The organism is Streptomyces nanshensis, assembly GCF_001751255.1.
GTDB lineage: Bacteria > Actinomycetota > Actinomycetes > Streptomycetales > Streptomycetaceae > Streptomyces > Streptomyces nanshensis_A.
The window spans coordinates 24217-35591 of record NZ_LJGW01000030.1 but is presented as its reverse complement, the minus strand read 5'-3'; the positions used below and the strand labels follow the sequence as shown (position 1 = coordinate 35591).

Genomic DNA, 11375 nt, shown 5'->3' with positions numbered 1-11375 from the left:
CAGGACGAGGTCGAAGCGGTCCGGCTCCGCGCTCCACGCCGCGCTCGCCTCGTAGCCCGCGCGACGGCCCAGCGCGCACAGTTCGGCGGGGTCGTGGCCGTCCTGCCCGCCGGCGGGTTCCGTGAACGGGGGCGGCCAGGCGGGCCCGTCGCCGCCGTCGAGCGCGGAGAGCCAGGAAGCGGCCCTGGCGGTACGCCGGTTGGGCACCCCCAGCACGCGTACGGTGTCGTGCCCGGCACCGTCCCCGTCCCTACCGGTGCCCAAGTCCGCCAGCAGGGACCGCAGTTCGGCGAGATCTCGGCAGTCGGCACCCCAGCGGAAGGTGACGCCGGGGCCGTCAGCCGTCCCCGTGCCGGCCGCCGCCGGCTCCTCGGCCCCGGCCCTGCGCAGGACGACGTCGTAGCGGTACCGGCTCAGTTCGTTGTCGGTGCTCTCGGCCTTGAGCAGGACGCCGACGGCGGCCACCCCGTCCGCCCAGTCCGGACGCCCGGCAGGTCCGCCGTCGGTTCCCGCACCGGCCGGCCGTGTGAAGAACCGCGGGTCGACGAGGAGTTCGCCCTCCCGCTCGATCTCCTCGTCGACCAGCCGCCGCGCCTCCGCCGCTGACAGGGCCTGCACGCCATGCCGCAGTCCGACCGTCTCCGCCGCGAAGCGGCGGTGCAGCGCCAGGTTCCGTACGTCGCCGACGAAGAGGGCGCCGCCGGGTACCAGCCTGCGCAGCGCGCCCGCGAGCACCCGTTCCAGATAGTCCGCGCTGGGGAAGTACTGCGCCACGGAGTTGATGACGACGACGTCGAAAGCGTCCTCCGGCAGTCCGGAGAAGTCGTGCGCCGGACGGCACAACAGCCGTGTCGCGGCGCCCGGTTGGCCCTTGTCGTCGGCGAACCGCTTCCGCAGGCGCTCGACGGCCGACTCGGAAAGGTCCGTGCCCCAGTACTCGGCGCACTTCGGCGCGATCTCGGTGATGAGCAGGCCGCTGCCCACGCCGATCTCCAGGACGCGTGACGGGTCGAGCCCCAGAATGCGGTCGACTGTGTTGGCCTGCCACTCGCGCATCTCCTCAAGCGGGATCGGCTGCTGGTCCCAGCTCCGGTTCCAGCCGGAGAAGGCGTTCGCCGTCCCGGCGCCGTCGAGCGCCGAGTACACCTCCTGGTAGACGCTGCGCCATTCCGCGAGGCGTTCGGCCTCCGCCGCCGAGGCGGCCGTCCCGCGCTCGCCGTCCGGAGCGGTGCCGGCACCGGGACCGGGCTCCGCGTCCGCGTCCGCGAGCGTCACGTACGCGACCAGCGAACCGGCGCCCGCCGTCTCCTGCTTGACCACGGCGGCGCGGTCCACTCCCGGATGCGCGGTCAGCGCCTTCTCGACCTCGCCCGGCTCGATACGGAAGCCGCGGATCTTGACCTGGTCGTCGGAGCGGCCGACGTACTCCAGCTCCCCGTCCGGGCGCAGCCGCGCCAGATCGCCCGAGCGGTACATGCGCTCGCCGGGTGCGAAGGGGCAGGCGACGAACCGGCGAGCCGCCAGCGCGGGCTTGTTGAGGTATCCCAGCGCCACCCCCGCCCCGGACACGTACATCTCGCCGACCTCGCCCGGAGCGACGGGGGCGAGGTTCTCATCGAGCACGTGCACGGTCAGATGCGGCAGTTGGGGCCCGATGACGCTGCCCGTGGCCGCGTCGATCTCCTCGGGCGTGACCTCGTGCAGCGTGGTGTGCACGGTGGTCTCGGTGATGCCGTACATGTTGACGAACCGCGCGGCGCCGCCGACCGCGTCGCGCCAGGTGCGCAGCCGTGCGAAGTCCAGCGGCTCGCCGCCGAAGACGACGTACCGCAGGGCGAGTCCGTCCGCCCCGGCCGGGTCGGCCGCCGCCGTCTCGCTGAGCAGATAGAAGGCCGAGGGCGTCTGGTTGAGTACGGTGACACGCTCCCGGCCCAGCAGGCGCAGGAAGTCGGACGGCGAGCTGCTGACCTCGTACGGCACGACGACGGTCCGGCCGCCGGTCAGCAGCGGCGCCCAGATCTCCCAGACGGAGAAGTCGAAGCACTGCGAGTGGAAGAACGTCCACACGTCCCCGGGCCCGAACCCGAAGCTGCCGCGGGTGGCCGCCAGCAGGCCGGTGACGCTGGAGTGGGGTACGGGCACGCCCTTGGGCTCGCCCGTCGAGCCGGAGGTGTAGATGACGTAGGCCGCGTCCTGCGGCGTGGCGCCGTCGGCGGCTTCGGCGGCACCGGCGGCACCGGCGTCCGGGCCAGGTGGGGCCTGCCGCGCCGCGGTGTCCAACTCGCCGTGGGGAACGGCCGGGACGGCGGGGTCCAGTTTCGCGGCGGCGGTGTCGTCGGTGACGACGCACGCGGGGCGGGCGTCGCGCGCGAAGTAGGCCAGGCGCTCCGCGGGGTAAGCGGTGTCCATCGGGAGGTAGGCGGCACCGCTCTTGAGGACGCCGAGCATCCAGGCGACCAGGTCCGCGGACTTCCCCAGCGCCAGGCCCACGACGTCGCCCGGTCCCACTCCCCGCCGCGTGAGGACGCGCGCCGCGGCGCAGGCGCGCGACCATAACTCGCCGTAGGTCAGCTCCTCCCGCCCGCCGGTGACGGCCACGGAGCCCGGCCGGGCACAGGCGATTTCCTGGAACAACTCCTCGATGCGTTTTGCCGAGTTCGTCATCACGACACCATCGCTTTCCTGGTCTGTATCCCCGAGTCGAGCCGGTCGGCACTCATTTGTGACGCAGTGCCGTCATGTGTTCGCGTACTGCCCGCCGCCCCCGCGGAAGGCGGCGGAACGTGCTTCGGAACGCGCGGATCGGGACAGTGCGGTGACCGCCGGTACGGGAAAGACCGACAGCCGCTGGAATTCACGCTCGCCGGAATCGGAACGGAAGACCTCGCGCGGGCGGATAACGGTCACCGCCAGCCGCAGAACGGACATCGGCGACCGGCGCTTCCGGGCATTCGCGGGTTTCTCCCCAGGCCGAGCCGTGGCACCACCGACGCCGTACGGAAGCCGTCTCACCTGCGACTCTTCGGCTTTCGGCAGTGGCGGTCCACGCTTGGGCGCCGCGGGCGAGCGCTGCCCGTTCCTGCCCGTGCGGGCAATTCACAGGAGCGCGCTCTTCAGCAGCGCCCGTATTCGCCCGCACCCGGCGTCCGTTGCCGGACCGCCCCGGCCGCGCCGGGCCTCACGCCTGTCTGCGCTGCCAGACGGGAAGGGAGGAACCGAGGGAGGACAAAGGAAGTGAACAGCCCGCCGACCACATGTGGTGCGTCATCCCCTTCGGCAACGAAAAATCCTCTCCGCGAAGACGCCCGAGGCAATAATTAAAGAGATACCAAATCCCCCGGACGATCTCCTAGCCCCACTGCGAAGCTGTCTTGTTTCCATTGGTCGGCGCCCCGGAAAACAAAACGCGAGTTCTTTTGTCGACGGTATGCAACGGGTGCGTTGCAGTGTCTCGGAAATCGATTCCGAGACGGCGGACCGAGCCCCTTGTGGACCGGCGTCGGACCGATGAAGGATGATCGGGCGATGCCCACCAAGACACTGCTGATCCCCACTCCGGACGGCCGGGCCGACGCCTTCGCCGCCTCCCCCGACCGGGACGGACGCCACCCGGGAGTGCTGCTGTACACGGACGCCTTCGGCGTGCGCCCCGTGATCGAGGAGATGGCCCGCGAACTGGCCGAGCACGGGTACTACGTACTGGTCCCCAACCTCTACTACCGGCACGGCGAGGCCCCGGTCGCCGACCTTCCCGCGCACATCGGGGAAGAGGAACGGCCCGCGGTCATCGGCCGGTTGATGCCCCTGATCCAGGAGCACGGCACCGACCGCGTCCTGCGCGACGCCGACGCCTTCCTCGCGTTCCTCGGCGCCCAGGACGAGGTCGCCGACGGGCCCGTCGGCGTGACCGGCTACTGCTGGGGCGCGGCCCTGGCGATGCGCACCGCGGCGGCCCGGCCGGACCGGGTGGCCGCCGTCGCCGGCTTCCACCCCGGCTTCCTGGTCACCGACGCGCCCGACAGCCCGCACCGCCTCGTCGACCGGCTCACGGCCCGGGTCCATCTCGGCCTCGCCGAGGGCGACTTGACGCCCGAGGCCCTCGGCGAGCTGACCCGGGCCCTGGACGCCGCGGGGGTCGAGCACACCACCGAGGTCTATCCCGGGAGCGTCCACGGCTTCACCATGTCCGACACGGACGCCTTCTCCTCGGACGCGTCGCAGCGCCACTGGGACCGGCTGCTGCCGCTCCTCGAAGGTGCTCTGGGCGGCGCCTGAGCCCCGTTCCGCAGCAGAGCCGGGCCGCCGACGGACAGGCTGAACGAGCGCCCGTACAGGGCGACTTGAGGCCCGCACCGCACACCGGCCCCGCCCCCACGAGGGGACGGGGCCGGCTGCCGGGGCGAGCTGCGTCAGGTGCGCCCGGCCGTCTTCTGCGTACGCCGCGAGACGGAGTCGATGACCACCGCGGCCAGCAGGACCGCGCCGGTGATCATGTACTGGATCTCGCTCGCCATGCCGAGCAGGTTCAGGCCCTGCTGGATCGACTGGATGACGAGGATGCCCAGCAGCGCGGACCAGATCTTGCCGCGTCCGCCGAAGAGGCTCGTACCGCCGATGACGGCCGCGGCGATCACGTTCATCAGCGTGTTGCCGGCGCCGAGGCTCTTCGTGGCGCCGCCCGAGAGGCTCGCGATGAACAGGCCGCCGAAGGCCGCCAGCATGCCCGCGATGCCGAAGACGCTGATGCGCACCCACTCGACGTTGATGCCGGCCCGCCGTGCCGCCTCGGCGTTGCCGCCGACCGCGAAGATCTGCCGTCCGTACGTCGTACGCCGCACCCCGAAGTCCGCGATGACGAGCACCGCGAGGAAGAGCACCAGCGCGAGCGGCAGTCCGCGCGACTGGTTCAGCACGTACGCGGCGACGAAGGCGACGACGGCCATGGCCACCGTGCGCACCACGATCTCGCTGACCGGACGGGAGGGCAGCTTCGCCGCGCGGCGGCGCCGGGCGTCCACCAACAGCGCGCCCGCGTAGGCGAGTACGCCCACGAGGGCCAGGCCGTAGGCGGCGGCGATGTCCTCGAAGTAGTAGCCGGTGAGGTCCTCGACGACGCTGCCGTCGGGGGTGTTGATGCTGCCCTCCTGGCCCATGAGCCAGATCTGCAGACCGCTCCACCCGAGGAACCCGGCGAGCGTGACGACGAACGCGGGCACGCCGACCTTCGCGAAGAAGAAGCCGTGCAGGCCGCCGATGCACAGCCCGGCGACGATCGCGATCAGCACCGCCAGCCAGTCGTTGAGGCCGTGGGTGACGCTGAGCACCGCCCATACGGCCGCGCCGACGCCGGCGACGGAGCCGACCGACAGGTCGATCTCGCCGAGCAGCAGCACGAAGACGATGCCGGTCGCCATGATGCCCGTACCGGCGATGTAGACGCCGATGTCGCTGACGCTTCCCGCGGAGAGGAAGTTCTCGTTCAGCGACTGGAAGATGACGGCGATGATGATCAGGCCGAGGATGACCGGCAGCGAGCCCAGCTCACCGCCGCGCACCTTGCGCCGGAACTCCGTGAGATAGCCCGCGAAGCCCTGCTCGCGTACGAGCAGCCGCGGGTCGACGGCGCGGTCCGCGGCGCCGTTCCCGGCTCCGCCGTCGGCGCCGTCGGCCGGTGCGCTCCCGCTCCCGGCCTTCGTGTCCTCGGTGCCGCGCTCCTTGTCGACGGTGTCGCTCACTGCGCCGCCTCCTTCTCCGTACGGGCCTGGCGGCGGGTGACCGCGTTGTCCGAGGCGCCGGTGATCGCGGCGATGACCTCCTCGTGTGAGGTGGTCGCCACGTCGAAGACGCCGTTGTTCCGGCCGAGGCGCAGCACCGCGACCCGGTCGGCGACGGCCTGCACGTCGGCCATGTTGTGGCTGATGAGGATGACGGCGAGGCCGCGCTCGCGCAGCCGCTCGACCAAGTCGAGGACCTGCGCGGTCTGTTCGACGCCGAGTGCGGCGGTCGGCTCGTCGAGGATGACGACCTTCGGGTCGCCGATGAGCGCGCGGGCGATCGCGACGACCTGCCGCTGACCGCCGGAGAGCGAGGCGACGGGTATACGGACGCTGGGGATGCGGATGGAGAGCGTGTCCAGCAGCTCCATCGCGCGCTTCTCCATCGCGATCTCGTCGAGGACGGACGCGTGGCGTGCCTCGTTCCCGAGGAAGAGGTTGGCGACGACGTCCAGGTTGTCGCAGAGCGCCAAGTCCTGGTAGACGGTGGCGATTCCGAGTTCCTGTGCGTCGTGCGGCCGGGTGATGGAGACCGGCCTGCCCTCCCACTCGATGCTGCCCTCGTCGATGGGGTGTACGCCCGCGATGGTCTTGACGAGGGTCGACTTGCCGGCGCCGTTGTCGCCGACGAGGGCGATCACCTCACCGGCGACTACTTCCAGATCCACGTCGGTGAGCGCCTGTACGGCACCGAACCGCTTGGAGATCCCGCGCAGCGCCAGCACGGATTCCTTCGCCACTGGGCCAACTCCGATCTTCCGCCAGGAGCCGCCCCCGCACTCGGCGGGGGCGGCGGCCCGGTCTGCTTCAGGGGATGGGGGCCGCGGTGTGCGGGCGGCCCCGGTGGTCATCCGGTCACTTGAGGCCGGCTGCCTCGCAGTCCTTCGCGAACTGCGGGGTGCAGATCTGGTCGACCTTGTAGACCTTGTCCTTGAGGATCGTGTCCTTGATGTTGTCCTTGGTCACGACCTGGGCGCTGTAGAGCTGGGCGGGGACGCCCTTCTTGCTCTTGCTGTCGACCTTCTTCGGGGTGAGCGAGTCGATCTTCTTGCCCTGGAGGAGGTTGACGGCGATCTCGGCGGTCGTCTCCGCCTGCGGCTTGATCGCCTTGTAGATCGTCAGCGTCTGGTCGCCCTTGACGATCCGCTGGAGACCGGCGAGTTCGGAGTCCTGGCCGCCCAGCGGCACGTCCTTGACGCCCGCCTTCTTCATCGCCGTGGAGACACCGCCGGCCATGCCGTCGTTGGCGGCGTAGACGCCCTCGAAGCCGTCCTTGCCGAGCTTGGTGATGGCGGCGCCCATCTTCTTGTTCGCCTCGTCCGGCGACCAGTCCGGGATGTCCTGCTCGTAGACGATCTTCTTGACCTTCTTGTCGAGCACGCTGTGCGCGCCCTTCTTGAAGAGCGGGGCGTTCGGGTCGGTGGGCGAGCCGTTGATCATGACGACGTTGGCGTCCTTGGCCTTGTCGCCCAGCGCCTCGACGAGGCCCTTGCCCTGGAGTTCGCCGATCTTGAAGTTGTCGTACGAGATGTAGGCGGAGATGTCGCCTTCGGCGAGGCGGTCGTACGCGACGACCTTGACGCCCTTCTTCGCGGCGCGGTCGACCCAGGACTTGGTGGCCTGCGCGTCGACGGCGTCCAGGATGATCGTCTTGACGCCCTGGGCGATGAGCGCGTCGAACTGCTTCTTCTGCTGCTCGGAGTCCTGGTTCGCGTTGTTGTACTTGACCTTGCAGTCCTTGCAGAGCGACTTGATCTTCTCCGTCATGTACGGACGGTCGAAGGTCTCGTAGCGCGTGGTCTTGTTCTCCGGAAGCAGCAGACCGATGGTCTTGTTGTCGCCGCCTCCGTCGCCGCCGCCGGCCTTGCCACAGGCAGCGAGAGACAGGGCCATCGATATGGCTGCGGTACCGACGACGACGCGACGCACCTTTGCGTTCATGGGGTTCCAACCTCCCTGACGAGGCCGCGTCGTTGCGGCCGAGGTGCTCGGAAGTCAACTCCCAGCGCGCGTAAGCGTCAAGAAGTAAATCATTAACGAGACGGCAACGATGCCATCCGTTATCTGCGTGAACCCAAAACGCCACTTTGTGTGCCTGACCGGATCCGCAGCGGAGGCGGCGGCTCCCGCACTCCCCCGCCAGGCTCCCCCGCGAACGGGCCCGGGACGCCCCTCGGATGCGACGGAATGCGACGCGCTCCGGCTCGGACCCGGGCCCCGTGTGCGCCCCTCCGGACGCGATCCCCGTACGTCTCCTCAGACGGACGCCGCCACGGCACGCGACGGCGCTCTGCGCGCCCCGTGCACCGTGGCCACGGCCTGCCCCGCGTGCGCGGAGGCCGTGGAGTCCAGCAGGGTCGCGTCGCCCATCTCGCTCAGCACCAGCGCCAGCGCGCCCAGCACCTCGGCCCGTCCGCCCAGCGTGCCCGGTACCACCGTCAACTGCCGTGCGGCGCTGGGGATCGCGTACCGCGCGACCGAGTCGCGCACCGGGCCGAGCACCACGTCGCCGGCCTCCGCGAGATCGCCGCCGATCACGACCCGGCTGGGGTTGAGCAGGTTGCACAGATTGGCCACGCCGCTGCCGATGTGGCGCCCGAGGTCGCCGACGACCCGGCGGCACCCGGGGTCGCCCTCGCGCGCGAGCTGTACGACGCGCGCCATCGTCAGATCGGTGCCGTGGCTGGAGTACAGCAGCGGCAGGACGTAGCGGGCCGCGGTGAAGGTCTCCAGACAGCCGCGGTTGCCGCAGCGGCAGACCGGACCCGACTCGTCCAGCGTGATGTGCCCGATCTCGCCCGCCGTGCCGCCGGGGCCGCGGTAGATCTGGCCGTTGATGACGAGGCCCGCGCCCACGCCGCTGGCGATCTTGATGTACGCGAGGTCGTTCGCACCGCGCCCGTTGCCCCACACCTGCTCGCCGAGGGCGCCGAGGTTGGCGTCGTTGTCGACGTGTACGGGCACGCCCAGCCGCGCGGCCAGTTCCTCGCGCGGATGGGTACCGCTCCAGCCCGGCAGGATCGACGTCGACCCCAACTCCCCTGTCTCCACGTCGATCGGGCCCGGAACGCCCAGACCCACGCCGATCAGCTTCTCCCGGCTCATCCCGGTGGTGGCGACCAGCCGGTGCACGAGCTGTTCGGCACGGTCGAAGCCCTCCGCGGCGGAGGCGTCCACGTCGATCGGCTCGGCCTCCTCGGCCAGCACCTGGTGTGCCAGATTGCCGACGGCGACGCGCAGATGGGAGTGCCCGAAGTCGACGCCGACGACGGTGCCCGCGTCACCGCTGAGCGAGACCGCGCGCGCCCGGCGCCCGCCCGCCGAGGTGGGCGTGACCTGGACGGTGCCGGTCTCCTTCAGCTCCCGCACGATGTTGGAGACGGTGGCCGCCGAGAGGCCCGTGGTACGCGCGATCTCCGCCTGGGTGAGCGAGCCCGCCATGCGGACTGCCCGTACGACCCGTTCAAGGTTCGCCCGGTGCAGCGAGGACTGCGAGCCCGGAGTCTCCACCACTGATCCACTCCCGCCTCGACGGCCGGCGCGGCCATCGGACCGTCCGCCGCACCGCGTCACCGGGAACGGCTTGTCTCCAACACCTGAACTCCAAGCAGAGCCCGAGCGGTTCTCTCCCGTCAAGACCTTGAACGAACCGGGTGCCGACGTGAGGAACGTCCTACGGAGAATGAACGGCGGGATCCGGCTACTTCAGCGCACCCGCCGTCAGACCCGCCACGACCTGCCGCTGGAAGATGATGTACGCCGCCAGCACCGGCAGCATCGCCATCACCAGACCGGCGAACAGACCCGACCAGTCCCCCTTGTAGCCCTGGCTGGCGGCCAGTTCGACCAGTCCCTGGGTGAGCACCCGCTGGTCCGGATCGGTGTTGAGCACCGTGGGCAGCATGTACTGGTTCCACTGCCCGAGGAAGTTGAAGATGCCCACGCTGATCAGACCCGGCTTCGCCATGGGCAGCATCACCTGGAAGAAGGTCCGGGTGTGCGAGGCCCCGTCGATGATCGCCGCCTCCGCCACCGACGTCGGCAGCGAACGGAAGAACGAGGTCAGGAAGAAGGTGGTGAACGGCAGCGAGTAGGCGATGTACGCCAGGATCAGGCCGTGACGGGTGTTCAGCAGCCCGGTGTTGCTCATCACGTAGAACAGCGGCACCAGGGCCAGGATGATCGGGAAGCTCATCCCGCCGATGAACAGGAAGTAGAAGAAGCGGTTCCCGGGAAAGTCGAACCGGGCCAGGACGTACGCCACCATGCTGCCCAGAAGCATGGTGCCGATCAGTGAACCGCCCACGACTATCAGGGTGTTGAAGAAGTAGTCGCTCATGTGCGCCTGGCTCCAGGCGCGCGCCCAGTTGTCGAAGTTGAGCGAAGTCGGCGGCGACCAGGGCGAGGTGAAGATGCTCTTGTCGTCCTTGAAGGAGGTCATCACCGCCCACAGCAGCGGCATCACCACCATCACGGCCCACAGGACGAGCATTCCGTGCGAGAAGACGTTGAGGGTCCGCCCCTCGCTGCCCTTCGCGCTCTCCTTGTCGGCGGTGCCGCGCAGCGGGTCCCCGGTGAGAACGCTGCTGACCGGCTCGGTCTCACGCCCGTCGGGCAGGGTGCCGGCGCTCTTCATCAGTACTCCAGCCTCTCGCGGCGGCCAAGTTTCAGTACGACGGCCGCGAAGGCCAGCGTGACCACGAGCAGCGCGACGCCGATCGTGGTGGCGTAGGCGGCCTGCCCGTCACGGAACGCCTTGAGATACACGTACAGCGGCAGCACGGTCGTGGCGTAGGCGGGGCCGCCCGGGCCGGTGGTCATGATCTGCACCACCGCGAACGCCTCGGCGCCCAGCGCCAGGATGCCCATGTAGATCCAGCCGGACTGCACGGTGTCCCAGAGCAGGGGCAGGGTGATGCGGAAGAACGTGGTGATCCGGTCGGCGCCGTCCAGCAGCGCCGCCTCGTAGTAGTCGCGCGGGATGGAGGTCATCGCGGCCGAGAAGAGCACGACGAAGAAGCCGACCGTGCACCACACCATCACGGCCATCACGGCCCACAGCGCGGTCTCGGGGTTTCCCAGCCAGGCGGTCTTCAGGGCGGACAGACCCACCGCGTCCAGCGCCGCGTTGAGCGAGCCGCTCCGCGGGTTGTACGCGAACCGGAAGAGCAGGGCGACGATGGCGATCGACAGCACCTGCGGGAAGAAGTACACGATCTTGTAGAAGCTGGATCCGCGCACGCCGGAGACGGCGGAGTTCTTCCTCCGCCGCCCTCCGACGTTGATCATGAACGCGAAGAACAACGCGAGACTGATCGTCACCAGCGGCAGCAACAGCAGGAACAGCAAGCTGTGTTGCAGGGACTTCCAGAAGACGTCGTCACTGAACAGCTTGATGTAGTTGTCGAAGCCGACCATTTCGAAGTCCGGACTGAGTCCGGTCCAGTCAGTGAACGAATAGTAGATCGACTGGGCGAAAGGCCAGATGACAAAGACCGAGTAGATCGCGAGGGGAACTATCAAGAACCCCACGATGAACCGGTACTTGCCGTGCTCCATTACTCACCGACTCCGTTCCCCTGTGGTCTGCTACGCCGCTGA

General features: G+C 69.6%; 8 protein-coding genes. 1 reads left to right on the top strand and 7 read right to left on the bottom strand.

Translation table 11 applies throughout. The annotated features are described in order from the left end of the window. Nucleotides 1–2664 (bottom strand): amino acid adenylation domain-containing protein (locus AN218_RS01290; protein ID WP_141747391.1); only part of this gene is annotated, 2664 nt, incomplete at its 3' end. An 861-nt stretch (nucleotides 2665–3525) separates the two neighbouring features. On the opposite strand from AN218_RS01290, the gene AN218_RS01280 reads away from it, so the two are divergent. Then, nucleotides 3526–4275 carry a dienelactone hydrolase family protein gene (locus AN218_RS01280; protein ID WP_070014566.1) on the top strand — a complete coding sequence of 250 codons (750 nt, stop codon included), beginning with the start codon at nucleotides 3526–3528 and terminating at the stop codon, nucleotides 4273–4275. Nucleotides 4276–4409: 134 nt separating this feature from the next. Here AN218_RS01280 and AN218_RS01275 read toward each other — a convergent pair whose 3' ends face one another. From AN218_RS01275 to AN218_RS01250, 6 genes are all read right to left on the bottom strand, one after another. After that, nucleotides 4410–5735: a sugar ABC transporter permease gene (locus tag AN218_RS01275; RefSeq protein WP_070014565.1), complete on the bottom strand. Its 1326-nt coding sequence runs from the start codon at nucleotides 5733–5735 to the stop codon at nucleotides 4410–4412. Continuing rightward, entirely contained in the window at nucleotides 5732–6499 is a 768-nt protein-coding gene (locus tag AN218_RS01270; protein ID WP_375537921.1) for an ATP-binding cassette domain-containing protein, read from the bottom strand. Before AN218_RS01270 ends, AN218_RS01275 begins: the two co-directional genes overlap by 4 nt. Before the next feature lie 130 nt (nucleotides 6500–6629). Continuing rightward, nucleotides 6630–7715 (bottom strand): substrate-binding domain-containing protein, encoded by a 1086-nt coding sequence (locus AN218_RS01265; protein WP_070014563.1) that lies wholly within the window; start codon nucleotides 7713–7715, stop codon nucleotides 6630–6632. A 315-nt stretch (nucleotides 7716–8030) separates the two neighbouring features. Further along, a complete protein-coding gene (locus AN218_RS01260) occupies nucleotides 8031–9284 on the bottom strand; it encodes an ROK family transcriptional regulator (protein ID WP_079131714.1) in 1254 nt (417 codons plus the stop codon). A gap of 190 nt (nucleotides 9285–9474) precedes the next feature. Next, on the bottom strand, nucleotides 9475–10410 hold the full coding sequence (locus AN218_RS01255; RefSeq protein ID WP_079131713.1) for a carbohydrate ABC transporter permease: 936 nt from the start codon (nucleotides 10408–10410) through the stop codon (nucleotides 9475–9477). Next, on the bottom strand, nucleotides 10410–11333 hold the full coding sequence (locus tag AN218_RS01250) for a carbohydrate ABC transporter permease (protein WP_070014562.1): 924 nt from the start codon (nucleotides 11331–11333) through the stop codon (nucleotides 10410–10412). Before AN218_RS01250 ends, AN218_RS01255 begins: the two co-directional genes overlap by 1 nt. Nucleotides 11334–11375 lie beyond the last annotated feature (42 nt).

Excerpts from the sequence above, each read along its gene's own strand:
- AN218_RS01280 (WP_070014566.1), top strand. The coding sequence starts at position 3,526 with ATGCCCACCAAGACACTGCTGATCCCCACTCCGGACGGCCGGGCCGAC.
- AN218_RS01265 (WP_070014563.1), bottom strand. The coding sequence starts at position 7,715 with ATGAACGCAAAGGTGCGTCGCGTCGTCGTCGGTACCGCAGCCATATCG.
- AN218_RS01255 (WP_079131713.1), bottom strand. The coding sequence starts at position 10,410 with ATGAAGAGCGCCGGCACCCTGCCCGACGGGCGTGAGACCGAGCCGGTC.
- AN218_RS01250 (WP_070014562.1), bottom strand. The coding sequence starts at position 11,333 with ATGGAGCACGGCAAGTACCGGTTCATCGTGGGGTTCTTGATAGTTCCC.